Source organism: Chromobacterium sp. Ag138, from assembly GCF_055181315.1.
The window spans coordinates 1,209,438-1,233,062 of the sequence record NZ_JBUPWA010000001.1 but is presented as its reverse complement, the minus strand read 5'-3'; the positions used below and the strand labels follow the sequence as shown (position 1 = coordinate 1,233,062).

28 protein-coding genes and 6 tRNA genes are annotated in these 23,625 nt (G+C 64.9%); 25 read left to right on the top strand and 9 right to left on the bottom strand.

What is annotated here, in order from left to right:
* Positions 1-15: 15 nt before the first annotated feature.
* From ACY3GB_RS05400 to flgJ, 8 genes are all read left to right on the top strand, one after another.
* Positions 16-453 carry a flagellar basal body-associated FliL family protein gene (locus ACY3GB_RS05400; protein ID WP_463087848.1) on the top strand — a complete coding sequence of 146 codons (438 nt, stop codon included), beginning with the start codon at positions 16-18 and terminating at the stop codon, positions 451-453.
* Positions 454-458: 5 nt separating this feature from the next.
* Positions 459-1,154 carry a FliA/WhiG family RNA polymerase sigma factor gene (locus tag ACY3GB_RS05395; RefSeq protein ID WP_463087847.1) on the top strand — a complete coding sequence of 232 codons (696 nt, stop codon included), beginning with the start codon at positions 459-461 and terminating at the stop codon, positions 1,152-1,154.
* 16 nt (positions 1,155-1,170) lie between these two features.
* The gene (gene motA, locus ACY3GB_RS05390) at positions 1,171-2,037 is read left to right on the top strand and encodes a flagellar motor stator protein MotA (RefSeq protein WP_021475129.1); all 867 of its coding nucleotides are present in this window, start codon (positions 1,171-1,173) and stop codon (positions 2,035-2,037) included.
* A gap of 3 nt (positions 2,038-2,040) precedes the next feature.
* Positions 2,041-3,027, top strand: coding sequence for a flagellar motor protein MotB (locus ACY3GB_RS05385; RefSeq protein ID WP_231153582.1), 987 nt, complete (start codon positions 2,041-2,043; stop codon positions 3,025-3,027).
* A 221-nt stretch (positions 3,028-3,248) separates the two neighbouring features.
* A complete protein-coding gene (locus tag ACY3GB_RS05380; RefSeq protein WP_463087846.1) occupies positions 3,249-3,935 on the top strand; it encodes a Crp/Fnr family transcriptional regulator in 687 nt (228 codons plus the stop codon).
* A 40-nt stretch (positions 3,936-3,975) separates the two neighbouring features.
* Positions 3,976-4,317, top strand: a complete 342-nt coding sequence (flgM, locus tag ACY3GB_RS05375) for a flagellar biosynthesis anti-sigma factor FlgM (protein WP_463087845.1) — start codon at positions 3,976-3,978, stop codon at positions 4,315-4,317.
* On the top strand, positions 4,317-4,742 hold the full coding sequence (locus tag ACY3GB_RS05370; RefSeq protein WP_463087844.1) for a flagellar protein FlgN: 426 nt from the start codon (positions 4,317-4,319) through the stop codon (positions 4,740-4,742). The genes flgM and ACY3GB_RS05370 overlap by 1 nt, the downstream gene beginning before the upstream one ends.
* Positions 4,723-5,433 (top strand): flagellar assembly peptidoglycan hydrolase FlgJ, encoded by a 711-nt coding sequence (gene flgJ / locus ACY3GB_RS05365; RefSeq protein WP_463087843.1) that lies wholly within the window; start codon positions 4,723-4,725, stop codon positions 5,431-5,433. The genes ACY3GB_RS05370 and flgJ overlap by 20 nt, the downstream gene beginning before the upstream one ends.
* A gap of 108 nt (positions 5,434-5,541) precedes the next feature.
* On the opposite strand, the gene ACY3GB_RS05360 is transcribed toward flgJ, so the two are convergent.
* The 5 genes from ACY3GB_RS05360 to ACY3GB_RS05340 form a co-directional block, all read right to left on the bottom strand.
* Positions 5,542-5,617, bottom strand: a tRNA-Ala gene (locus ACY3GB_RS05360).
* 7 nt (positions 5,618-5,624) lie between these two features.
* Positions 5,625-5,700: transfer RNA gene (locus tag ACY3GB_RS05355), tRNA-Glu, on the bottom strand.
* 19 nt (positions 5,701-5,719) lie between these two features.
* A tRNA-Ala gene (locus tag ACY3GB_RS05350) sits at positions 5,720-5,795 on the bottom strand.
* Positions 5,796-5,806: 11 nt separating this feature from the next.
* Positions 5,807-5,882, bottom strand: a tRNA-Glu gene (locus ACY3GB_RS05345).
* A gap of 7 nt (positions 5,883-5,889) precedes the next feature.
* Positions 5,890-5,965, bottom strand: a tRNA-Ala gene (locus ACY3GB_RS05340).
* A 300-nt stretch (positions 5,966-6,265) separates the two neighbouring features.
* Here ACY3GB_RS05340 and ACY3GB_RS05335 point away from each other — a divergent pair.
* From ACY3GB_RS05335 to ACY3GB_RS05325, 3 genes are read left to right on the top strand one after another with little or no spacing between them, the layout of a single operon-like run.
* Positions 6,266-7,030 (top strand): amino acid ABC transporter substrate-binding protein, encoded by a 765-nt coding sequence (locus ACY3GB_RS05335; RefSeq protein ID WP_104947563.1) that lies wholly within the window; start codon positions 6,266-6,268, stop codon positions 7,028-7,030.
* A 14-nt stretch (positions 7,031-7,044) separates the two neighbouring features.
* Positions 7,045-7,725: an amino acid ABC transporter permease gene (locus tag ACY3GB_RS05330; protein WP_463087842.1), complete on the top strand. Its 681-nt coding sequence runs from the start codon at positions 7,045-7,047 to the stop codon at positions 7,723-7,725.
* A complete protein-coding gene (locus ACY3GB_RS05325) occupies positions 7,722-8,489 on the top strand; it encodes an amino acid ABC transporter ATP-binding protein (protein ID WP_463087841.1) in 768 nt (255 codons plus the stop codon). Before ACY3GB_RS05330 ends, ACY3GB_RS05325 begins: the two co-directional genes overlap by 4 nt.
* An 88-nt stretch (positions 8,490-8,577) precedes the next feature.
* On the opposite strand, the gene ACY3GB_RS05320 is transcribed toward ACY3GB_RS05325, so the two are convergent.
* Positions 8,578-8,653 (bottom strand) — tRNA-Ala (locus ACY3GB_RS05320).
* Between the two features lie 204 nt (positions 8,654-8,857).
* On the opposite strand from ACY3GB_RS05320, the gene hpnC reads away from it, so the two are divergent.
* The 9 genes from hpnC (at position 8,858) to ACY3GB_RS05275 (ending at position 16,319) form a co-directional block, all read left to right on the top strand.
* A complete protein-coding gene (gene hpnC / locus ACY3GB_RS05315; protein ID WP_463087840.1) occupies positions 8,858-9,670 on the top strand; it encodes a squalene synthase HpnC in 813 nt (270 codons plus the stop codon).
* Positions 9,671-9,739: 69 nt separating this feature from the next.
* Entirely contained in the window at positions 9,740-10,585 is an 846-nt protein-coding gene (gene hpnD / locus ACY3GB_RS05310; protein WP_463087839.1) for a presqualene diphosphate synthase HpnD, read from the top strand.
* A complete protein-coding gene (gene hpnE / locus ACY3GB_RS05305; RefSeq protein ID WP_463087838.1) occupies positions 10,582-11,853 on the top strand; it encodes a hydroxysqualene dehydroxylase HpnE in 1,272 nt (423 codons plus the stop codon). The genes hpnD and hpnE overlap by 4 nt, the downstream gene beginning before the upstream one ends.
* Positions 11,850-12,611 (top strand): SDR family oxidoreductase, encoded by a 762-nt coding sequence (locus tag ACY3GB_RS05300; protein WP_081666162.1) that lies wholly within the window; start codon positions 11,850-11,852, stop codon positions 12,609-12,611. The genes hpnE and ACY3GB_RS05300 overlap by 4 nt, the downstream gene beginning before the upstream one ends.
* A gap of 14 nt (positions 12,612-12,625) precedes the next feature.
* A complete protein-coding gene (locus ACY3GB_RS05295) occupies positions 12,626-13,159 on the top strand; it encodes a hypothetical protein (RefSeq protein ID WP_463087837.1) in 534 nt (177 codons plus the stop codon).
* Positions 13,160-13,231: 72 nt separating this feature from the next.
* Positions 13,232-14,593: a DNA repair protein RadA gene (radA, locus tag ACY3GB_RS05290; protein WP_166438233.1), complete on the top strand. Its 1,362-nt coding sequence runs from the start codon at positions 13,232-13,234 to the stop codon at positions 14,591-14,593.
* Between the two features lie 4 nt (positions 14,594-14,597).
* On the top strand, positions 14,598-15,158 hold the full coding sequence (locus tag ACY3GB_RS05285; protein ID WP_104947555.1) for a sigma-70 family RNA polymerase sigma factor: 561 nt from the start codon (positions 14,598-14,600) through the stop codon (positions 15,156-15,158).
* Entirely contained in the window at positions 15,155-15,349 is a 195-nt protein-coding gene (locus ACY3GB_RS05280; protein ID WP_463087836.1) for an anti-sigma factor family protein, read from the top strand. The genes ACY3GB_RS05285 and ACY3GB_RS05280 overlap by 4 nt, the downstream gene beginning before the upstream one ends.
* 94 nt (positions 15,350-15,443) lie before the next feature.
* Complete coding sequence (locus tag ACY3GB_RS05275) at positions 15,444-16,319, top strand: hypothetical protein (protein ID WP_463087835.1); 876 nt, start codon at positions 15,444-15,446, stop codon at positions 16,317-16,319.
* 48 nt (positions 16,320-16,367) lie between these two features.
* On the opposite strand, the gene ACY3GB_RS05270 is transcribed toward ACY3GB_RS05275, so the two are convergent.
* A complete protein-coding gene (locus ACY3GB_RS05270) occupies positions 16,368-16,721 on the bottom strand; it encodes a DUF2325 domain-containing protein (protein WP_021477625.1) in 354 nt (117 codons plus the stop codon).
* Between the two features lie 266 nt (positions 16,722-16,987).
* Between ACY3GB_RS05270 and ACY3GB_RS05265 the strand changes: the two genes are divergently transcribed.
* Positions 16,988-17,779 (top strand): transporter substrate-binding domain-containing protein, encoded by a 792-nt coding sequence (locus tag ACY3GB_RS05265; protein ID WP_463087834.1) that lies wholly within the window; start codon positions 16,988-16,990, stop codon positions 17,777-17,779.
* Between the two features lie 43 nt (positions 17,780-17,822).
* Here ACY3GB_RS05265 and ACY3GB_RS05260 read toward each other — a convergent pair whose 3' ends face one another.
* Both ACY3GB_RS05260 and ACY3GB_RS05255 read right to left on the bottom strand, forming a co-directional pair.
* A complete protein-coding gene (locus ACY3GB_RS05260; protein ID WP_463087833.1) occupies positions 17,823-18,785 on the bottom strand; it encodes a hypothetical protein in 963 nt (320 codons plus the stop codon).
* A 104-nt stretch (positions 18,786-18,889) separates the two neighbouring features.
* The gene (locus ACY3GB_RS05255; RefSeq protein ID WP_463087832.1) at positions 18,890-20,509 is read right to left on the bottom strand and encodes an ABC1 kinase family protein; all 1,620 of its coding nucleotides are present in this window, start codon (positions 20,507-20,509) and stop codon (positions 18,890-18,892) included.
* A 123-nt stretch (positions 20,510-20,632) separates the two neighbouring features.
* On the opposite strand from ACY3GB_RS05255, the gene ACY3GB_RS05250 reads away from it, so the two are divergent.
* The 4 genes from ACY3GB_RS05250 (at position 20,633) to lolD (ending at position 23,585) form a co-directional block, all read left to right on the top strand.
* Positions 20,633-21,367 (top strand): C40 family peptidase, encoded by a 735-nt coding sequence (locus ACY3GB_RS05250; protein ID WP_463087831.1) that lies wholly within the window; start codon positions 20,633-20,635, stop codon positions 21,365-21,367.
* A 61-nt stretch (positions 21,368-21,428) separates the two neighbouring features.
* Complete coding sequence (locus ACY3GB_RS05245; protein WP_463087830.1) at positions 21,429-21,650, top strand: hypothetical protein; 222 nt, start codon at positions 21,429-21,431, stop codon at positions 21,648-21,650.
* A gap of 11 nt (positions 21,651-21,661) precedes the next feature.
* Entirely contained in the window at positions 21,662-22,900 is a 1,239-nt protein-coding gene (locus tag ACY3GB_RS05240) for a lipoprotein-releasing ABC transporter permease subunit (protein WP_463087829.1), read from the top strand.
* Positions 22,893-23,585 (top strand): lipoprotein-releasing ABC transporter ATP-binding protein LolD, encoded by a 693-nt coding sequence (lolD, locus tag ACY3GB_RS05235; RefSeq protein ID WP_463087828.1) that lies wholly within the window; start codon positions 22,893-22,895, stop codon positions 23,583-23,585. Before ACY3GB_RS05240 ends, lolD begins: the two co-directional genes overlap by 8 nt.
* The last annotated feature ends 40 nt before the right edge of the window (positions 23,586-23,625 follow it).

Below are 23,625 nucleotides of genomic sequence, written 5' to 3'. Positions count from 1 at the left end.
GAAGGATATCGATAGATGAATAGCAGGACCCTGATCGTGGCCGCCTTGGTGGCCGCCGGCGTGGCCGGCATCGGCGGCGGCGGCTGGTGGTACTACCAGCAGGCGGCGCATGCCGAACCCGCCAAGCCGCAGCCGGTGGATTACCGCTTTGTCACCTTGGACAAGATCATCGTGATGCTGAAGAGCGAGTCGGGCGGCGACGCCCGCTACATGGCGGTGGACCTGGTGTTCCGCAGCACCGCGGAAAACGAGGGCAAAGTGAAGGAGCAGCTGCCGCTGCTCAAGAGCGTGGCGGTGCGCGCGCTGTCGCAACTGACGCGCGAGCGCGCCAACGCCTTGAACATCGACGACTTCCAGAAGCTGCTGGACCGCTCCTACCGCGCCACCTTCGCGCGGGAGGCGCGCGCGCAGCCGTTCACCGAGGTGATGGTCAGCAAGCTGATCATCGAGTAAGCGCGATGTACGCCGAGAGCTACGAGCAGCCGTCCCAAGCCGTCGAAGAGGCCCGGCACCTGGCGACCTACGCGCCGCTGGTCAAGCGCGCCGCGCGCCAGCTCTCCAGCCAGGCCGGCGGCGTGTTCGACCGCGAGGACATGGAGCAGATCGGCCTGATGGCGCTGCTGGACTGCCTGCGCCGCTACGGCGGCGAGCCGGACGAGCGCTTCGCCGGCTTCGCCATGCTGCGGATCCGCGGCGCCATCCTGGATGAATTGCGGCGGCTGGACTGGCGGCCGCGCGCGGTGCGGCAGGAAGCGCACCGGGTTCGCGACGGGCTGCGCGAGCTGAGGCGCAAGCTTCGGCGCGAGCCTACCGAGGCGGAGGCGATGACCTTGCTGGGGCTGGACGCCGACGCTTACCGCGACGCGCTGCTGGCCGAGAACGCCGAGGCGATGGCGAGCTTCGACGAACTGGTGGCCGGCGGGATGGAGCTGGCGGCGGATGGCTCGCCGGAGGCCAGGCTGGAGCGGCAAAGCGAGCTGGCGCGCGCGCTGACCGCGCTCAACGAGCGCGAGCGGCAGGTGATCCAGCTGTATTACGAGTTCGAACTGAGTCTCAAGGAGATCGCGGCGGTGCTGGAGCTGACCGAGGCCCGCATCTGCCAGATCAACAAGAGCGCCCTGAAAAAGATGCAGGCCTGCCTGATGGCGGCCTGAAGCAAGGAAACACCCCATGCAGCAATTGTTTGGCATTCTGATCGTGCTGGTTTGCGTATTCGGCGGCTTCATGCTGCACGGCGGCGTGCTGTCCATCATCTGGCAGCCGACCGAGCTGTTGATCATCTGCGGCGCGGCGCTGGGCGCGGTGGTGCTGGGCAACCCGCCGCACGTGCTGAAGGAGATGGGCGGCCAGATCAAGCGCGTGGTGGTGCGCAAGAAGCAGGGCGCGGAATTCCAGCGCCAGCAGCTGCTGCTGATGTACGAATTGCTGATCACCGCCAGCCGCGGCCTGAAGGCGCTGGACCAGCACGTGGAAGCGCCGCGCCAGAGCCCGCTGTTCAACCGTTATCCGATGGTGCTGGAAAACCGCAAGCTGCTGGCCTTCATCGTGGACAACTTCCGCCTGATGGCGATGGGCAAGATCAACGCCCACGAGCTGGAGGGCGTGCTGGACCAGGAGCTGGACGCCATCCATGAGCAACTGATCCAGCCCTCCAAATCGCTGCACAAGATCGCCGAGGCGATGCCGGGCTTCGGCATCCTGGCCGCGGTGCTGGGCATCGTGATGGCGATGAACACCGTCGCCCAGGGCGCCAGCGCCGGCGAGATCGCCGCCAGCGTCGCCGCCGCCATGGTCGGCACCTTCATCGGCATTTTCTTCTGCTATGGCGTGCTGGATCCGCTGTCCAATGTGATGCACCAGCTGGTCAAGGAAGAGCTGTCCAATTTCGAATCGGTGAAAGTGGTGCTGACCACCCACGTGTCCGGCAAGCCGCCGCTGCTGGCGATCGACGCCGGCCGCCGCCTGGTACAGCTGAACACCAAGCCCAGCTTCTCGCAGCTCGAGTCGTGGATCAACGCGATGGAAGGGCTGGGTTAAGCGATGGCCGGCCAGAAGAACAAGGGCGATCACGAAGGCGCGGTGATCAAGAAAGTGTCCCGCCGCAATGCGGAAGAGGGCCACGGCGGCGCCTGGAAAGTGGCGTTCGCCGACTTCGTGCTGGCGCTGATGTGCCTGTTCCTGGTGCTGTGGGTGCTGGCCGCCCGCGATCAGGAAAACCTGCAGCAATTGCTGACCACGTCCGGCGGCAGTCCGCTGCTGCAGGGCAACGGCCGGCAGATAGACCACATGGGCAATCCGCCCGGCACGCTGATTCCGCGCGATCCCATCCCCGGCCAGACCGGCAGCCAGGTAGCCAGCAAGTCGGCGGTGAGGGACAGCGACAAGCGCGCCAGCGAGCAGCCCGAGCTGCCGCGCCGCAGCTACGACAGCGAGGCCGATCTGCGCAAGCTGGCCGCCCAGCTGTCCGAAATGAGCCAGAAGGCGGGGCTGTCCAGCAATCTGCAGACGGTGATCACGCCCTACGGCCTGCGCGTGACGCTGCACGACACGGATCAGCAAGGCATGTTCGAGCGCGGCAGCGCCATCGTCGATCCCCGTTTCCGCGGTCTGCTGCAGCAGATCGGCGCCATGCTCGGCGAGATCGACAACCGCCTGCTGGTGGTCGGCCACACCGATGCCGCGCAATACCACCGGGCCGGCGCCTTCGGCGCAATGTCCAACTGGTCGCTGTCCAGCAACCGCGCGATGGCCGCGCGCCTGCACATGATGCAGGGCGGCCTGGCCGGCGATTCGGTGCTGCAGGTGGTGGGCATGGCGGAGCGGGCGCCGCTGGACAAGCAGCATCCGCTGGCGGCGTTGAATCGCCGGATCGAGCTTTTGGTGCTGACCTCGGGGCAGGCCCAGGCGGTGGTGTCGATGTTCGGCGCCGCGGCGGAGGCGAAAGGCGCGCCGCCAGGTGTTGCGTTAGCGCTACCAAATGCAGATGAATTAAAAAAATTAAGGTCGAATACCATCGGTATGCAGTAATTTGCTGTTAAAATTTGTTAAGCACAGAAAAAATCTTGTTTCAAGAAGTTTTTTCTGTGCTTTTTTCACATAAATTTTAATCAAATTATTTACAATTTCCCCATCGTTGATAACAATGTCACCTGTATGAGTCATATCTCATACAGTAAACAATAAATAATGACTCCTGCATTTTCGTTTGGTTTGCGAGCTTGCCTGGTAGTCGGGGACGTGTTACCGAGATGAATCAAGAACAAGTTAGGCAGATGTTGCGGCAGACGCCGCTGTTTGGTCATTTGGAAGACGAGGCGTTGGACCATGTCGTGGAATGTTCCGAGACAGTGCGTCTGGCGAAGGGCGAATCCCTTTACGAGGAGGGAGATGAATCCGATTCCGTAGGGCTGTTGCTGGATGGGTGCATGCAGGTTTATGTGTCTGAAGCCAGCGGCAAGAAGTATGTGCTGCAGATGGTCATGCCGGGCCAGTTGCTGGGCATGGAGTCGTTTGTCGATTGCGGCGAGCGCGGCAACAACGTGGTGGCGGACGAGGACAGCGTGTTGCTGAGGTTCACGCGGGAAGCGCTCAGGCAGGTGTTCGACAGCGAGGATGGCTTGCCCGATTGCGACAGGGTCCGCTGCAGCATCATGCGCTACCTGGTTTCGCTGGTGCGCCACATGACCACGCTGGCGCGCAATCTGGCCCTGCTGGATGTCTATGGCCGGGTGCGCATCCTGATCAATCAGATGTTGATCGAACAGGACGGCGTGCTGATATTGCGCAAGCAATTGACCCAGCAGGAAATCGCCGACCAGATCGGCTCCTCCCGCGAGATGGTGGCGCGTATCCTGAAGGAATTGGTCTACGGCCATTACATTCGCCTGGAGAACAGGCGAATCGTGGTGCTGAAGATGTTGCCGGAGAATTTCTAAGCCGGCGGAGAGGCCGCGCGACATCGAGTCGCGCGGTTTTTTGTTTTCAAGGTTTAAGTTTGGCGGCCGCGGGTCGCCCTGTATTGGTATCACACCCATACAGTTGCTAGGCAGACAGATGCAGATCTCCTCTCTTTCCACCTGGCGCGGCGAAAAAGCCGCGGCGGGCAAGTCCGAAAACGCGGCGCCGGCCGACGCGGCCCGTCGCGCGGCTTCGCCGGCTGCCAGCGGCGAGGCGCCGCTGGCAGCCGCCCTGCAAGCCATGCCGGAAATCGATCAGGCCAAGGTGGATGCGGTGCGCGCCGCGCTGGCCAAGGGCGAAGTCCGTTTCGATCCTGCGCGGCTGGCGGGCTTGGTCGAGCAGTACCACGGCGGCCGCTGATGGACAAAAAGCAGCTCTACCGCCGATTGTTCGCCACCGTAGGCGAAGACCTCGCCGGCTATCCGCGGCTGAACGCTTTGCTGGAGCGGCAATTCCGCGCAGCGCTGGAGCGTGACGCGGCGGAGCTGGAGCGGTGCGCCGGCGAAATCGCCGCGCAGTGCGACAAGCTGGAGCGCAGCCGCCGGGAGCGCCTGGGATTGGTGGCGTCGCTGCTGCCGCCGGGGGCGGAGCGGTCGATGGCTGAAGTTCTGAAGGTTTTGCCGCAAGCCTTGCGCGAGCAGGGCGACGCGCATTGGCGTCGTTTGCGGGCCCTGATAGCCGATTGCCGCGAGCGCAATCTGCGCAATGGCCAGCTGCTGCAGGAGCGCAGGCAGTTGCTGCAGCGCGTGCTGGAGGGCGAGAGCGATGTTTACGCAGCGCAGTGAGGGGTGGCAGCCGGCGGGCGCGGCAGCCTTGTCGGACGCGGTGGCTTTGCCCTTGAGCTTGCCGTCCGAGGGCGCCGGTTTTTCCGAGCAGTTCGCCGGCGTGCGCGCCGAAGTGGAGCGTTTCATCGCCGCCGGAGAGTCGGGCTCGGCGCAGCAGTTGTCGCCGGAGGCCTGGCGCGTTCAGCAGCAGCTGCGCGCCGGCGCGGCCGATTTCTCGGCGGTGCCGCCGGATAGGCAGGGCTTTGTCGAGGAGATGCTGCCGCACGCGCAGGCCGCGGCGGCGCGCCTGGGCGTGGCGCCGGATCTGGTGCTCGCCCATGCGGCGCTGGAGTCGGGTTGGGGGCGCAAGCCGCTGATGCGCAGCGACGGCGGCAATAGCCACAACCTGTTCGGCATCAAGGCGGATGCGCGCTGGCGCGGCGGAGTGGCGACGGCGCTGACTACCGAGTTCATCCACGGCCAGAAGCAGAGCAGGGTGGAGCCGTTCCGCGCTTATCCGGATTACCGCGCCGCATTTGACGATTACGCCGATCTTTTGGCGTCGAATCCGCGCTATCGCGCGGCGCTGGGCGTCGGCGGCGACGCGAAGGCTTTTGCCGACGCTTTGGCGCGCGGCGGCTATGCGACCGATCCCGATTACGCCGGCAAGCTGGCGGGTCTGGCAGGGCAGTTCCGCAAGAGCATTCGCTGAGTTTCGGGGTGGGAGAGAATTGGCGCCAGCGGCGCCAATTTTCATTGGTGCAGCTTTTTGGAAAAATAAAAAGAAAAAGCCGAAATCATAAGATTTCGGCTTTTGAATTGGTGGAGATAAGCGGGATCGAACCGCTGACCTCTTGCATGCCATGCAAGCGCTCTCCCAGCTGAGCTATACCCCCATAATGCTGGCGTCCCCACGGGGATTCGAACCCCGGTCGCCGCCGTGAAAGGGCAGTGTCCTAGGCCTCTAGACGATAGGGACGTAATACCTAATTGTAGTTTGGTGGAGATAAGCGGGATCGAACCGCTGACCTCTTGCATGCCATGCAAGCGCTCTCCCAGCTGAGCTATACCCCCAGATAAAGCTTTGGCGTCCCCACGGGGATTCGAACCCCGGTCGCCGCCGTGAAAGGGCAGTGTCCTAGGCCTCTAGACGATAGGGACTGAATTTTGGTGGAGATAAGCGGGATCGAACCGCTGACCTCTTGCATGCCATGCAAGCGCTCTCCCAGCTGAGCTATACCCCCACAGATCTGTCGATTTCGCTTTCGCGGGACCGTTCGGTCTCGACAGGAGGCGAACTATACATGCAGCAAATTACTGATGCAAGCGCTTTGTGAAAATATTTTGAAAAAACGCATAATTTATCTATTTTGATTAGCATGGCCGCTGTCGAATGCCTTGCGGCAGGCTGCGCGGGCATTTATATGTGTTTTAAGAATAACAAAGTAAAATAATATTACTTAGTGTTCTAATTTTCGCCTGATATGGTATCGCCATGCCCGGCCGAATCCAGGCTGGAGGAATGATATTCTGGAGAGTGGACAATGAAGAAACTGAACGCAGCATTCGCCCTGATTCTCGCCGCGGCAGGCTCCGCGGCCCATGCCGACGATTTGGCCGACATCCGCAAGGCCGGCGTGCTGAAAATCGGCACCGAAGGCACTTACGCGCCCTTCACCTATCACGACGCCGCGGGCGGCCTGACCGGCTTCGACGTGGAGATCGGCCAGGCGATCGCCGCCAAGCTGGGCGTCAAGCCGCAATTCGTCGAAGGCAAATGGGACGGCCTGATCGCCGGCCTGGACGTCAAGCGCTACGACGTGGTGATCAACGAGGTGGCGATCACCGACGCGCGCAAGGTCAAATACGACTTCTCCGTTCCCTATATCGTCTCCAAGGCGGTGCTGATCGTGCGCGACGACAACCGCGACATCAAGCGTTTCGAGGACCTGAAGGGCCGGAAGTCGGCCAACACCCTGACCAGCAATTTCGGCAAGCTGGCGCAGCGCTACGGCGCCGAGATCGTGCCGACCCAGGGCTTCAACGAATCGGTCGCGCTGCTGGAGTCCGGCCGGGTGGAAACCACCATCAACGACAGCCTGTCCTTCCTCGACTTCAAGAAAAAGCAGCCCAAGTCCCGCCTGAAGGTGGCCGCCACCGAGGCGAACGGCGACGCGTCCGGCGTGCTGCTGCGCAAAGGCAACCCGGAGCTGAAGGCCGCCATCGACAAGGCATTGGCCTCGATCAAGGCCGATGGCACCTATCAGAAGATTTCCCACAAGTATTTCGGCGCCGACGTGTCGCGTTGATTTGAGGAGCGGCAATGCCCCCGTGGTTGCAGTTGATGGCGGATTCGCTGCCGTCCCTTTTGTATGCCGGCCTGGTGTTCACCGTGCCGCTGACCTTGTTGTCCTTCGCCGGCGGCCTGGCGCTGGGTTTGCTTGTGGCGTTGGTCCGGCTGTTCGGGCCGCGCCCGCTGGTTTTGCTGGTGCGCGGCTATTCCTGGCTAGTGCGCGGCACGCCGCTGTTGGTGCAGCTGTTCGTGATCTTTTACGGGCTGCCGCGCGTCGGCATCGTGTTCGATCCGTTTCCGGCGGCGCTGCTCGGCTTTGTGCTCAGCGTCGGCGCCTACACCTCGGAGGTGATACGCGCGGCGATTTCGTCGGTGCCGAAGGCGCAGTGGGAGGCGGCGTATTCGCTGGGCATGAGCTGGTCGCAGGCGATGCGCCGCACCATTCTGCCGCAGGCGGGCAGGGTGGCGGTGCCGCCGCTGGCCAACTCCTTCATCTCGCTGGTGAAGGATACCTCGCTGGCGGCGGTGCTGACGGTGCCGGAAATGTTCCAGGCGGCGCAGCGCATCGCGGCCACCACTTACGAGCCGCTGCTGCTGTATCTGGAGACCGCGCTGATCTATCTGTTGTTGAGCACCGTATTGACCTGGCTGCAGGAACGGTTGGAAAAACGTTTTGACCGGCATGTGGCGCCGGTAGGGGCCGCGTCATGATCAAGCTGAGCCGTATCGTCAAATCCTTCGGCGGGCAGACCGTGCTGCACGATGTCGGGCTGGAGCTGGCCGAGGGCGGCGTCACCGCGCTGATCGGCCCGTCCGGCAGCGGCAAGAGCACGCTGCTGCGCTGCGCCAACCTGCTGGAGACGCCGGATGGTGGCGAACTGCAGCTGGCCGGCGAGACCTTGCGTTTCGAGCGCGGCAGGAAGCTGCACCGCGACGCCATCCTGCGCGTGCGCCGCGTCACCGGCATGGTGTTCCAGAGCTTCCAGCTGTTCCCGCACCAGACCGTGCTGCAGAATGTGATGGAAGGGCTGTTGACCGTCCAGCGCTGGTCGCGAGACCGGGCCGAGGCGCGGGCGCGCGAGCTGCTGGACAAGGTGGGCATGGCGCACAAGGCCGACGCCTGGCCGTCCACGCTGTCGGGCGGCCAGCAGCAGCGGGTGGCGATCGCCCGCGCGCTGGCGCCGTCGCCGCAGCTCTTGTTGTGCGACGAGCCGACGTCGGCGCTGGACCCGGAATTGGCTGCGGAAGTGGTGGCGGTGTTGCGCCAGCTGGCCGCCGACGGCGTCACCATGCTGATGGCCACGCACGATCTGCGGCTGGCCTCCAGCGTCGCCCGCGATGTGGTGTTTCTGGAAAACGGCCGCGTGGTCGAGGCGGGCTCCACCGCGCAGATATTCGGCGCGCCGCGCGAGGCCCGTACGGCGGAGTACGTGTCCACGCTGACGGCCGGCGCCAGGGATTTGGTGCAAATCTGAGTTGGAAGGCCGCCTTGGGCGGCCTTTTGTCGGTCTGGAATGCAAAAAAGCCTGCTGTTGCAGGCTTTTTCTTTGTGAAGCAGTTGGTTGGTGGAGGTAAGCGGGATCGAACCGCTGACCTCTTGCATGCCATGCAAGCGCTCTCCCAGCTGAGCTATACCCCCGTTGGTCCGTCGCTGCGTTCACAGTGCTGGGCATTCTATGCGTGTATTTTGCGCTTGTAAATACCTTGTCGTGCAAAAAGTGAAAATTGCCCAGGCGGCGCCGTCGGCATGGCTCAGGACATGCGGGCATGGCATTGTCAGCGGGCAGGACGCTGCAAGGGGGCGTCGGGTATAATCGGCGGCTCGGATACGCAGGAGGGCGCGATGTCGGTCGGCCACTACGAGAATTTCCCGGTGGGTTCGCTATTGCTGCCGCGCAAGATGCGGCGCGCGGTCCACGCCATCTACCATTTCGCCCGCTATGCGGACGACGTGGCCGACGAGGGCGACGCCAGTCCCGCCGAACGCCTGGCCGAGCTGGATCGCCTGGAGGCCGACTTGGACCGCATCGCGGCGGGCGAGCCGACGAGAATCGAGTTGATGGCGCCGCTGGCGTCGGCCATCGCCGCGCACGCCTTGCCATTGCAGCCGTTCCGCGATCTGTTGTCCGCCTTCCGCCAGGACGTGGCCAAGACCCGTTACCAGAATTTCGCCGAGCTGGTCGACTACTGCCGCCGCTCCGCCAATCCGGTCGGCCGGCTGATGCTGGCGTTGTACGGCGAGAGCGACGCGCGCAGCCTGGCGCAGTCCGACGGCATCTGCACCGCCTTGCAACTGATCAATTTCTGGCAGGATGCGGCGGTGGACTGGGGCAAGGGCAGGGTCTATCTGCCGCAGGAGGATCTCGCCCGCTTCGGCGTGGACGAGGCGCAGATCGCCGCCGGCCGCTTCGATGCCAAGTGGCGGGCATTGATGCTGTACCAGGTGGAGCGGACTCGCAAGATGCTGCAGGCCGGCGCGCCGCTGGGCAGAACGCTGCGCGGCAGGCTGGGGCTGGAGCTGAGGCTGATCGTGATGGGCGGTGACCGCATTCTGCACAAGCTGCACGCGTCTGGCGGCGACGTGTTCGGGCAGCGTCCCAAGCTGGGCGCCGGCGATTGGATATATATGATGTGGCGGGCGTGCCGGGCCAAATGAGCCGGCGCCGCGCCATGGATGGCATGCATCCGGCCCGAAGACGGGCCGGCGACAGTGGGGGAGAGGCGCGTGACGCCCGATCAGTATTGCGAAGACAAGGCCGCTGCCAGCGGCTCCAGTTTCTACTACAGCTTCCGCTTCCTGCCGGACGCGCGGCGGCGGGCGATCACCGCGCTGTACGCGTTTTGCCGCGAGGTGGACGACGCGGTGGATGAGTGCCACGACCTGAGCGTGGCCCAGGCCAAGCTGGCCTGGTGGCGCGGGCAGGTGCAGCGCGCCTACCGCGGCGAGGTCGATCATCCGGTGATGCGCGCGCTGCTGCCGCATCTTGACGCTTTCCATCTGCCGCAGTCGGAGCTGGAAGAAATCGTCGACGGCATGGAGATGGACCTGGGCATGGTGCGCTACCAGCGCTTCCAGGACCTGCTGCTGTACTGCCACCGGGTGGCCGGCGTGGTGGGCAAGCTGGCGGCGCGCATCTTCGGCTACACCGACGAGCGCACGCTGGAGTACGCGCACGAGCTGGGCGTCGCCTTCCAGCTGACCAACATCATCCGCGACGTCGGCGAGGACGCGCGGCGCGACCGTATCTATCTGCCGATGGAGGAGCTGCAGCGCTTCAACTGCCCGGCGATGGACATTCTGCATTACGAGGAGAGCGACGCCTTCAAGTCGCTGATGGCGTTCCAGATCGAGCGCGCGCACGAGCATTACCGCAAGGCCTGGGAGCTGCTGCCGGCGGCCGACCGCAAATCGCAGCGCCCGGGCCTGCTGATGGCGGCCATCTACCGCGCCACGCTGCGGGAAATCCAGCAGGATGGTCCGGCCAAGGTGCTGAACCAGCGCCTGTCGCTGGGAACCGGCCGCAAGCTGTGGCTGGCCTGGAAAACCTGGACCTTCGGCTACAAGCCGTGAAACCCAGGGTAGCGGTGGTGGGCGCCGGCTGGGCCGGGCTCGCCGCGGCGGTGGAACTGGCCGGCCATGCCGATGTCACCGTCTACGAGGCCGGGCGCGAACCCGGCGGCCGCGCCCGCTGCATCGGGCGCGCGGAAGACAGGTTTGACAATGGTCAGCACATTCTGCTCGGCGCTTATGCAGAATGCCTGCGCCTGATGCGGACAGTCGGCGCCGATCCCGCCCGCTTGCTGCTGCGCAAGCCGCTGCAGTGGCGGCGTGAAGGAGGCCTGAGCCTGGATTGCCCGCGCCTGCCCGCGCCGCTGCATCTGGCCGCGGGCTTGCTGGCGGCGCGGGGCCTGGGCTGGCGCGACAAATGGCTGCTGGCGCGCGCGCTGGATGGCTTGCGGCGCGGCGGCTACCGGCTGGCCCGTGATCGCAGCGTGGCCGAATGGCTGGCGGAGCAAGGCCAGAGCCGCAGGCTGCGCGACGATTTCTGGCGGCCGATGGTGTTGTCGGCGCTGAACACGCCGCCGGAGCGGGCGTCGATGCGGGTGCTGGCAGCAACCCTGCGCGACAGCCTGGGCGCGCGGCGCGCGGACAGCGATCTGCTGCTGCCTGCCGCCGGGCTGTCGGCGTTGTTTCCCGATCCGGCCTGGCGCTGGCTGAAGGAGCGGGGCGTGGATCTGCGCGCCGAATGCCGGGCGCGGCGGATAGCCTCGCTTCAGGATGGTCCGCAAGTGGACGATGAGAGGTATGATGCGGTGATAAGCGCCGTCGCGCCCTACCATGCGGCGGCGCTGCTGGACGATCCGGCCTTGCGCGCCGGGCTGGAGGCCTACCGCTACTGGCCGATCGCCACCGTCTACCTGCGTTTCGATGTTTCGCCGCGGCTGCCGGCGCCGATGATGGGCGTCAGCGGCGGCGGCATGGATTGGCTGTTCGACCGCGAGGCGCTTGCCGGCGAAGCCGGCCTGGTGGCGGCGGTGCTCAGCGCCCCGACCGCGTTGCCGGACGCCGATCAACTGGTCGCCAGGGCGTTGGCCGACGCGCGCCGGCTGGCGCCGCATTTGCCCGAGCCGGCGCACAGCCGCGTGATCGTGGAAAAGCGGGCGACGTTCGCCAGCGAGGTCGGCCTGGAGCGGCCGGCGGCGCGGACGGCGCAAAGGGGAATCTATCTGGCCGGGGATTGGGCGCATCCCGATTATCCGGCGACGCTCGAGGGGGCGGCGCGCAGCGGCGTGGCCGCGGCGGCGGCCGCATTGCAGGACTTAGGAATAGAACCATGACGATGAAGACCGAGTTTGCCCAAGACGCGCTGGCAGGGCGCGTGATCCTGATCACCGGCGCCTCCCAGGGCGTGGGACGCGAGGCCGCGCTGGCCTTCGCCCGCCACGGCGCCACCGTGGTGCTGCTCGCGCGCAGCGTCAAGGGGCTGGAGAAGGTCTACGATGAAATCGTGGCGGCCGGCGGGCCGGAGCCGGCGGCGGTGCCGCTTGACCTGCTGAACGCGGGCGAGAACGAGTTCAACCAGCTGGCGCTGACCATCAAGCGCGAATTCGATCGTCTGGACGGCATCGTGCATTGCGCCTCGCATTTCTACGCCTTGTCGCCGCTGAGCAACCAGACCATAGAAGAATGGATGAACCAGTACCGGATCAACACCGTGGCGCCGTTCGCGCTGACCCGCGCCTGCCTGCCGCTGCTGAAGGACGCGCCGGACGCGTCGGTGCTGTTCGTCGGCGAGCATCACGCGCTGCATCCGGCGGCCTACTGGGGCGGTTTCGGCGCCTCCAACGCCGGCTTGCCGTACCTGACCAAGGTGGCGGCCGACGAGTGGGAGATGCTGCCCAATTTGCGCGTCAACCTGCTGCTGCCTGGGCCGGTCAATTCGCCGCAGCGCAACCGCACCCATCCGGGCGAGGACAAGAGCGAGCGTGCCGATCTGGCCGATCTGATGCCGCATTTCCTGTACTGGCTGGGCGGCGACAGCCGCGGCCGCAGCGGGGAAGTGGTGGAGCTGGACCTGCGCAAGCCGCGCGGCTGAAACGGGGAGAGGGCATGAAGAGATTGCTGTTGTTGGCCTGCGCGCTGCTATTGGGCGGCTGCAACTATGTGAACAGCGTGACCGGGCTGAGCAAGGATTCGGACAAGGCGATAGGCGCGGCCTGCCGCCAGACCGGCCGTTCGCTGGAAGAGTGCTACCAGCGCAATCCGAGCGCGGACAAGGCCTTCATCTACGCCGGCTGGCGCGAGATGAACGAGTACATGGCCAAGAACAAGCTGGAAACGATGGAGCCGTTGCCCGAAGCCGCGGCGCAGCCCGCTTCCGGTCCGGCGCCGGCGATGGCCGGCAAGCGCGCGGCCAGCGGCTCCACTTCGTCGGCCGGGCAGACCGGCCTGCCCGATCTGATGAGCAGCGAAGAGGCCGACCGCGCCGCCAAGAACGATCCCCAGGTGGCGGCGGTGATGCGCGCGATACGCAATGGCCAGACAGCCAAGCATTCATCGTCGGCGCCGCCCGAGGATCAGAAGCGCCTGCTCAACATCATCCAGGAACTGAACAAGTCCGACCCGGGCCGCAACCCGGGCTGAAGCGTTTTTGACTGCCGGTTTCGCGCCGTCCTGCTATCCTTCCGCCTTTGATTCACCCTGAATCCTTCCCTGATGGCCAAGAACAAAACCGTATTCAGCTGCACCGAGTGCGGCGGACAATCGCCCAAATGGCAGGGCCAGTGCCCGCATTGCAATGCCTGGAACACGCTGACCGAGGCGGTGGCCGCGCCGGCCGCGGCCGGTCCGCGCTTCCAGTCGTGGGCGGCCAACGTCACCAAGGTGCAAAAGCTGTCCGAAGTGCAAACCGAGGAAACCCCGCGGGATCCGTCCGGCATCGACGAACTGGACCGCGTGCTGGGCGGCGGCATCGTCCGCGGCGCAGTGGTGCTGATCGGCGGCGACCCGGGCATCGGCAAGTCCACGCTGCTGCTGCAGGCGCTGTCGCAGATCGGCCAGAACCGCAAGGTGCTGTACGTGTCCGGCGAGGAGTCGGCGCAGCAGATCGCGCTGCGCGCCTCAAGACTGGCGCTGGATACCAGCAGCGTCGACCTGCTCGCCGAAATCTGCATCGAAAACATTCTGGCCACGCTGAAGCGCGAGCAGCCGGAGGTGGTGGTGATCGACTCGATCCAGACGCTGTACACCGAGCAGGTGACTTCGGCGCCGGGCTCGGTGTCGCAGGTGCGCGAATGCGCGGCGCAACTGACGCGGATGGCCAAGCAGAGCGGCATCACCGTGCTGCTGGTCGGCCACGTCACCAAGGAAGGCTCGCTGGCCGGTCCGCGCGTGCTGGAGCACATGGTGGATACCGTGCTGTATTTCGAGGGCGATTCCCATTCCAGCTACCGGATGATACGCGCGATCAAGAACCGCTTCGGCGCGGTCAACGAGCTGGGCGTGTTCGCGATGACCGATCGCGGCCTGAAGGGCGTGTCCAATCCGTCGGCCATCTTCCTCTCGTCGTACCGGGATGACGTCGCCGGCTCCTGCGTGCTGGTGACGCAGGAAGGCACGCGGCCGTTGCTGGTGGAGATCCAGGCGTTGGTGGACGATTGCCATGGATTCCAGCCCAAGCGCCTCACCGTAGGCCTGGAGCAGAACCGGCTGGCGATGCTGCTGGCGGTGCTGCACCGCCACGGCGGCGTGGCCTGCTTCGACCAGGACGTGTTCCTCAACGCGGTGGGCGGCGTCAAGATCAATGAGCCGGCGGCCGACCTGGCCATCATCCTGGCCATGGTTTCGTCCTTGCGCAACAAGGCGCTGCCGGAGAAGCTGGTAGTGTTCGGTGAAGTCGGCCTGGCCGGCGAGGTGCGGCCGGTGACGCGCGGCCAGGAACGGCTGAAGGAAGCCGCCAAGCTGGGCTTCACCCGCGCCATCGTGCCCAGCGCCAACAAGCCGCGCCAGGAAATAGAAGGCCTGAAGGTATTGGCCGTGGACCGCCTGGACCAGGCGGTGGAATTCTGCAGGGAGTAAGCGCATGGTGGATCCGCAAGCGATAGAACAGGAGCGCCCTTATCTGCTGCGTTACGCGCTGGCGCAGCTGCGCGAGCGCGACGCCGCTGAGGAGGCGGTGCAGGAGACGCTGCTGGCGGCGCTGGAGTCGCGGGATAACTTCTCCGGCAAGTCGACCCTGCGCACCTGGCTGACCTCCATCTTGCGTTTCAAGCTGATCGACGCCTTGCGCCGCAAGGGCAAGGAAAAGCTGTTCGAATCGCTGGATGACGAGTGTGACGACAGTGATTTCGACGGCTTGTTCACCCAGGACGGCCATTGGCGCGAGCCGATGCGCGCCTGGAGCGGGCCGGAGTCGCAGCTGGTTTCCAAGCAGTTCTGGCAGGTGTTCGAGGAGTGTTCCAAGGTGATGCCGCGCCGCACCGCGATGGTGTTCGCGATGCGCGAGGTGATGGGGATGGAGATCGCCGACATCTGTAACAATCTCGAGATCACCGCGACTAACTGTTCAGTGCTGTTGTACCGCGCGCGCATGAGCCTGCGCGAGTGTTTTTCAATACGCTGGAGCCGGGAGGACGAGCGATGAAGTTGAATTGCCGCGCGGCCAGCCGGTTGATATCCGCCGGGCTGGACCGTCCGTTGAGCATGGGTGAGTTGCTCAAGCTGAAAATGCATTTGATGTTGTGCGGCAACTGCAGGCAGTTTTCGCAGCAGCTGGGCATGCTGCGCGAAGCCGCGCGCCAGGCGGGACGGGGAGACGAAGCGTCCGGCGATTGATGCTTTTGACATTTTCGCAGTCGCTGGCGACACTGAGCCTTTCTGGTTTGGAAAGGCTTTTTTCATGTCTGCGACTGCTGTTCTCGATGCATTGATGCGAACCCATGACGACCGCCCGGACGAGGCGATCGCGCAATTGCCCGCCTTGCTCGCCTCGCCGGACCTTCCCGCCGCCTCGCTCCCGAGGGCGGCCTGGCTGGCCAATCACTTGCTGGGCGAAAAAAAGGGCGACTGGCGGGGCGCCTGGTCCCTGCTGAAGGCGATGCCGCTGGCCGACGCCGGTCCGGCGCTGCTGCGCCATTGCGTGGTGGCCGCCACGCTGGCCGGCGACGCTTTGGCGGCTTGGCGCCTGGAGCGGCAATGTCTGGCGGGAGGCGCGAACGCCGACGGCGCCCGCCTCGCCATCCGGCTTGGGGTGCTGCTGGGCGCGCTGGGCGGGGCTCCGCTGCGGGAATCGCTGACAGAGTTCGCTGTCCTGCAAGCGGCTTTGGAACTGGGCGAGGCGGGCGAAACCGATGCCGCGCTGGCGGCGCTGGTCAACAATATCGTGTCGGCCTTCCTGGACAGAGACGAGCTTGATGTTCGAGATCTGTTCAGCGAGCAGACGCTGTTCCATGGCGCGCGGATCGCCAGGCTGTTGTGGAGCAGGGCGGGAAACTGGATCAACCACGAGCGGGCGGAATACCTGCTGGCGCTGACGGCTAACCGATTCGAGCGCTGGCCGGACGGCTTGCAGGCCGCCGACGCTGGGCTGGCCCTGATCGCGGCCAATGGCGAGGAGGACGTGGATCGCGCCTTCCTGTTGCTGGAGCGGGCGCGGGCGCAGGGGGGATCGGGCCGCCAGGCTGAGGCGGAAGAGGCTTATGCCGCGGCGCAGGCGCTGGCGGCATCGTTCGATTCAGAGCTGCGCCCCTGGTTCGACGACTGCGCGCGGCGGGCAAAAAGAGAGCCGGCTGCGGCCGGCTCGTGAAGCTACAAAGGTAAGAGCTTAGAGAAAAATCTTGCTGAAACAGACGCTTCAACGCTTGCGTTTGATCGGCTTGTCGCCGCCGCCGCGTTGCGGGCAAGCGGCGCAAGGCTGCTCGCACATGCCGGCGCCGGTCAGCGATTGCTTGAGCGCGCAGACCGAACGCCGACAGGCAATGAAGCGGATCTGCTGTTCGGCCGCCAGTTCGCGGAAATGGCGCATCACATTGTGGCCGAGAAAATCGGTGAACAGGATCAGCAGGTCGGTGCCGGCGGGCAGGCGATCCACCTTGCGTTGATGCGAGCTGTTGCGGCCGCTCAGGTGGCGGTGGATGGTGATGCCATAGTTCTGCAGCACGTCGGGGATGTTGCCCAAGGTGTCGGCTCCAACCAGCATGGCGTTCATTGTGACGTTCTCCTGTGTGAGTTTTTTGAAAATGATAATAATTATCATTTGTAGAGTCAATCCCGTTTTTCAAGTCCTTTTTTTCTGACGCGATCGGACGATTCGGTTCCGCCGGGCCATGCTTTGAGTGGGGGGGGGCATGGCGCAAGGCTTTGCGTGGAAAGGATTTTTTGCGGATTTGGCCTGGCCGCCGAACGGCCATCGCCTATGGTGTAAGGAATGGTTTTTGTCCTTAATGCCAGTGCCACGGCGGAGCGGGAGGCAATATGAATTTGGCCGGTTGGAAAGGATGGGCGCTTTGCGCGCTGTTGCTATTGACGCAGATTCCGGCGCAAGCCGGCGGCGACGAATGGGCGCGCATCCGGCGCGAAGGCGCGCTGTCGATCGGTCTGGAAGGCACCTTTCCGCCCTATAGCCAGCTCGCTGGCGGCCAGCTGCAGGGCTTCGAGGTGGATTTCGGCCGGGCGCTGGCCAAGCAGATGGGGGTGGCGGCGCGTTTTCAGACCATGGTTTGGGACCATATGCTGGACAATCTGGCGGCCGGCCGGATGGATGTGGTGATCAACCAGGTGGTGGCGACGCCGGAACGCAGGAAGCGCTTCGAATTTTCCATTCCCTACACCTACTCCGGGCTGCAACTGGTGGTGCGCAAGCCGGATTTGCCGCGCTTCCACGGCGCCGGAGATCTGGCCGGCGCCCATGTCGGCGTCAGCGCGGGCACCAATTATGAGCAATGGCTGCGCGACAACGCGCCGCAGGCCCATATCCATCGTTACCCGAACGATCCGACGAAGTACGACGGCCTGCGCCGCGGCGAGGTGGACGCCATCGTGATCAATCGGCTGGCGGCCTTCAACCTGGCGCAGAAGACGCAGGGCGAGCTGGCGCCCGCCGGCCGCATGCTGGCGCGCGAAGACGCCTGCGTGGTGTTGCGCAAAGGCAGCCCGCAACTGTTGGCGGCGGTGAATCGGGCGATAGGCCACTTGCAGCGCGACGGCACCTTGCAGACGCTGTCGCGCAAGTGGTTCAAGGCGGACATCGTCAGCCGGCCGCAGTAGGCGGCCGGCTGACGCCGCTCGCGCGGAGCCTTTCCGGCGGCGCTCAGCCGTAGACGTCCAGCTGGCTGATCATGCCGGCCTGGCCATCCTCCTTGACGAATACGCCGGCGCGCCGCATCTGCGCCTGCGGGTCGGCGTCGCTGGAATTGGCGCGCAGCGTCAGCGGCGCGTCCACGCTGGGCAGCAGGATGGCGCCGATGCCGGCGTCCTTCAGCGAAATCAGCTGATCCTTGCCGTCGCTGCCGCGGCCGGTCCAGATCCTGAGCTGGGCGAAGGCGGGATCGCTCTCGTCGATCACGCCGTCGTGGTTGCTGTCCAGCTTGGCCAGGTCGGCGAAGCCGTTGCCGGACTGCGGCCCGAACAACTCGCTGCCGTCATTGATCTTGCCGTCGCCGTTCTTGTCCAGCGCCAGCCAGCCGCCCTGGCTGGAGAAGGGCAGATTCACCATCTGGCCGTTGCGCTGCAGATCGAAGCTGACGCTGGCGCCGTCCAGGCTGCCGGCGCCGCCGCCCAGGTTGACCATCAGCGGATCGCAGCTTTTCTTGCCGCCGGATTGGTAGCTCTGGCTGCTGTGGTATTGGTAGCTGCTCTGCATCTGCATGTTCAGCGAGAACTGCAGTTGCTTGCCGTCCTGAGTGGTGATCTGACCATTGGCGGTGAAGCTCAGCTGCTGCTGTTGCTGGTAGTCGATGTCCTGCTGCGCGCTGACCGTGGGGTCGGGGATGACGGAGAGTTGAGAATTCTCGGGCCGGAGCGGGAACAGGCGCAGCAGCTTGAAATGGACGCCGAAAGCCTTTTCCAGTATCGCCTCGATCAGGCTGTAGACCGCGTCCTTGTCCGAGCTTAGCTGGTCGAGCAGGCTGGCCTGCGTCGCCTGTTGGCTCAGTTGCACGTTGTCGGCGGCCGTTTGTGGCGGGGACTCCACTGAGAGCGTCTGGGTGACGCTGAGGGATTGGCTCTGGCTGAAGTTGCTGCCGAGGCTGACGGTGGCGGAGGCGATTTTCATGGCGGTGTCCCTTAAGGCGTACCCCCTCGCTATCGACCCGCCTCCGCTCGGCTTGATGCCGCAGTTTCCCGTATTGCCAACAATTCTAAAATCCACTCTGGCGCTTATAAGTCCTTCCCCGAGCGCCAGATCGACCAGACCAGCCACACGCTGTTGAGCAGCGCCAGCATGAAGCCGAAGAAGCCGAAGAAGGGCAGCCCGAACAGCTTGGGCCCGGCGTTGACGGTCATCACGATCGACGAGCCTATGATCAGGCAGCCGGTGACGATGCCCATGGTCAGCCGGTTGCTGCTGCGGTCCAGTTGCTTGCCGAAGCTGTCCAGCCGCTGCAGGTCCAGGTTGACGCGGAACTTGCCGTGGCGCATGTCGCGGCCGATGCGGACCAGGTCGCGCGGCAGGCCGGCTATCATCTCCAGCCCTTCGGACAGCGACTGGCGGCCGCGCTTGAGCAGCGCCGCCGGATGGTAGCGGGCGACGATCAACTCCTTGACGAAGGGGGTGATGTGGGCGACCAGCTGGAATTCAGGGTTCAGCTGCCGGCCCAGTCCCTCCAGCGTCACCAGCGCCTTGAACAGCATCGCCATGTCCGGCGGCAGCACGATGCCGTGGTTGCGGATCAGCGCCATGATGTCGCCGATCAGCTGGCTGATGTTCAGTCCCTTCAGCGGCACGTGTTCGTACTGGAACATGAATTCGCCGACCTCGTCGGCGAATTTCGGCATGTCCACCGGCGTGTTGCCGGTCCACTCGACCAGCACGTCGATGATGCCGTGCTCGTTGCGCTCCGCCACGGCCGACAGCAGGTCGACGATTTCGTCGCGCCGCACGTGGCTGATGCGGCCCACCATGCCGAAATCGATGAAGGCGATGCGGTGCTCGGCCAGGAAGAACACGTTGCCGGGATGGGGGTCGGCGTGGAAGAAGCCGTTGACCAATATCATTTTCAGCACCGCGTCGGCGCCGCGCTGGGCCAGCAGCACCGGGTCCAGGCCGCTGTCCTTCAGCCGCGACAGATCACGGGCCGCCACGCCGTCGACGTAGCTCTGCACGTTGACCGCGGCGTTGGTGTATTCCCAATGCACTCTCGGCACTTCAACGAAGGGGTCGTCGATGAAGTCCCGGGCGAAACGCTCCATATTGCGCGCCTCGATCGCCAGGTCCAGCTCGCGGCGCAGCGAGCGCGAGAACTGGGCGACGATGCTGGATGGCTGGTAGCGGCGCAGCTCGGGGAATTCCAGCTCCAGCAGGTGGGCCAGGTGGGCGAGGATGCGCAGGTCCGCCTCCACCTTGTCGGCGATGCCGGGGCGGCGCAGCTTCACCGCCACCTCGCTGCCGTCCTTCAGGCGCGCGCGGTGCACCTGGGCGATGGACGCGGAGCCTATCGGCTGCATGTCGAACTCTGCGAACAGCTGGTCGGCTTCGGCGCCCAGCGCGCCGACGATCAGCTTGTGCACCATCGCCGGCGGCAGCGGCGGCACCCGGTTCTGCAGCTTCTCGAATTCATCTATCCAGTCCGGCGGGAACACGTCCACGCGGGTGGACAGGATCTGGCCCAGCTTGATGAAGGTGGGGCCCAGCTCTTCGAAAGCCAGCCGCACCCTCACCGCCGTCGGCTGGCCGGATTCGTTCTCCGGCAGCGACAGGTTCAGCCATTCTCCGGCCTTTTCCATCGCGCGCGGCAACTTCAGCCGCTGAGCGAACTCTCCCAGTCCATGACGGATCAAAATTCCGCTGATTTCTCTTAACCGCGGTAAGTCCCGCATTGCAATCAAGGTTTCCCGAATCATGTGCTTTTCGCCGTCCCGCTTGGCTTTACACTACCGGTCCCGTCCGATAGAGTGCGGCCTATGAAATTGCAACTCCGCTTATCAGCGCTGGCGCTGGCGGGCTTCATGGTTTTTGCCCAGGCCGCGCCAGACAAGGCCCCGACCGAGGGGAAAGCCGCCGCCGACAGTTCGGCGACGGACAAATCGGACGATCCCATCTCCAAGTACGCTGCTCCGCAAGAGGATGCGGTGGGCGACTTGCTTTTGCAAGCGATGAGCCTGCTGGGCGTCGCCTATCGCTTCGGCGGCAACACGCCGGACGACGGCCTGGACTGCAGCGGCTTCATTCGTTACGTGTTCCAGAAATCGCTGCGGGTCAACCTGCCGCGCACCGCGGCCGAGATGGCCCGGGTGGGCAAGTCGGTCGGACGCGGCGAACTGATGCCGGGCGACCTGGTGTTCTTCAACACCCTGGGCCGCAGCTACTCCCATGTCGGCATCTACATGGGCAACAACAAATTCATCCACGCGCCGCGAACCGGCAAGAACATCGAGGTGTCGAACCTGTCGCAGAGCTACTGGACCGCGCGCTACAATGGCGCGCGCAGGGTCAATCGTAGCACCGCCTTGCAGGCCGCCGATACTTCCGATGACGTCAGCGTGAAAATCGCGGCGAAGCCGTCGCCGGCGCCGGAAGCGGCGAAATGCCGCAAGGGCAGGAAATGCAAGGCGGCGGCCGAGCCCAAGGGCAAGAAGGGCGCCAAGGCGCAAAAGGCGGCGAAATCCGTCGGCAAGAAGAAAAAGGGCCGGCACTGAGCGGTCCGGCCGAGCGACGATGCCCGCTTTTCGCGGGCATCGTGTTTTCAGGAACAGGGATATGGCATTGAAAATCGAAATACCGGTATGGCGCGACCCGGAGGGCAACGTCGTCGCCTGCGTCGAGAAGCTGAAAGTGATGCGCGAGAACCTGGAGGAAATCGCCCAGATGGCCCAGGACGCTTTCGAGGACGCGGTGCTGATGGGCTGCGACGAGCGGCAGGTGCGCGACTTCCTGGTGGCGATGATGCAGAGCCTGGACAATCCCTACCGTTCCGAGTGAGAAAACCCGAGATGCCTTTTGAAGCCTTTATCGGGCTGCGCTACCTGCGCGCCAAGCGCCGCAACGGATTCATCTCCTTCATTTCCCTGATTTCCATCGTCGGCATCGCCCTCGGCGTGGCGGCGCTGATCATCGTGCTGTCGGTGATGAACGGGTTCCAGAAGGAAATCCGCGGCCGCATCCTCAGCGTGGCCTCCCACCTGGAAGTCAGCGGCTACGACGGCCGCCTCGCCGGCTGGCGCGACGCGCAGGCGATGCTGGCCAAGCAGCCGCACGTGCAGGCGGCGGCGCCCTTCGTCAGCAGCCAGGGCCTGTTCGTCGCCTACGGCAATGTGCGCGGCGGCCTGGTGCGCGGCATCGAGCCCGCGCTGGAGAACAAGGTGGTGGACGTGGGTCGCCACATGGTGTCCGGCAAGCTGGAAGACCTGAAGCCCGGCAGCTTCGGCATGACGCTGGGCGTGGAGCTGGCGCGCCAGCTGGGCGTGGGCGTCGGCGACAAGGTGACGCTGATGACGCCGCAGGGCAACATCACGCCGGCCGGCATGGTGCCGCGCTCCAAGCAGTTCACCGTGGTGGGCATCTTCAAGGTGGACATGTTCGAATTCGACGCCTCGCTGGCGATGGTCAATCTGCGCGACGCCCAGGTGCTGGAGCGGATGGGCGATTCGGTCAGCGGCGTGCGGCTGCGGCTGGACGATCCGATGCTGGCGCCGCAGTTGAAGGCCGAGCTGCGGCCGCGACTGCCGCAACTGCTGGTCACCGACTGGACCGATACCAACGCCAATTACTTCCGCGCGGTGCAGATCGAGAAGCGGATGATGACCATCATCCTGACGCTGATCGTCGCGGTGGCGGCGTTCAACCTGGTGTCCACGCTGGTGATGGTGGTGACCGACAAGCAGGCCGACATCGCCATCCTGCGCACGCTGGGCGCGTCGCCCGGCAGCATCATGAAGATCTTCGTGATCCAGGGCGCGGTGGCCGGGGTGCTGGGCACGCTGGCCGGGGTGGCCAGCGGGGTGGTGATCGCCTTGAACCTGGACGTGATCGTGCCGGTGATCGAACGCATCATCGGCACCAAGATCCTGTCCAGCGACGTCTACATGATCGATTACCTGCCGTCCGACGTGCAGTGGGGCGACGTGTCCACCATCACCATCATTTCGCTGCTGCTGGCCTTGTTCGCCACCCTGTATCCCAGCTGGCGCGCCTCGCGCACCCAACCGGCGGAGGCCTTGCGCTATGAATAAGGTATTGAGCTGCCGCTCGCTCGGCAAACGCTACCAGGAAGGCAAGCTGGGGCTGGACGTGCTGTCAGACGTGAATCTGGAAGTGGGCAAGGGCGAGCACCTGGCCATCGTCGGCGCGTCCGGCTCCGGCAAAAGCACGCTGCTGCATCTGCTGGGCGGACTGGACACGCCGACTTCCGGCGTGGTGGAGGTGCTGGGCCGCGACCTGTCCACGCTGTCGGAAACCGAGCGCGGCAAGCTGCGCAACGAGTCGATGGGCTTCGTTTACCAGTTCCATCACCTGCTGCCGGAATTCACCGCGCTGGAAAACGTGATGATGCCGTTGCTGATCCGCCGCATGGACAAGGCCGAAGCCGCCCGCCGCGCCGGCGAAATGCTGGAGCGGGTAGGGCTGGGCAAGCGCCTGGAGCACAAGCCGGGCGAATTGTCCGGCGGCGAGCGTCAGCGCGCCGCCATCGCCCGCGCGCTGGTGACGCAGCCGGCCTGCCTGCTGGCCGACGAGCCCACCGGCAATCTGGATGTCCATACCGCCGGCCAGGTGTTCGAGCTGATGCTGGAGCTGAACCGCACGCTGGGCACCAGCCTGATCATCGTCACCCACGACCTGGAACTGGCCGGCCGCACCCAGCGGGTGCTGCGGCTGAACGAGGGCCGGCTGGCGGCGTCGGATGCCGTTTCTGTCTGACGGCGGCCTGGCCGCCGCGTTTTGACTAAGGAGTCGCACA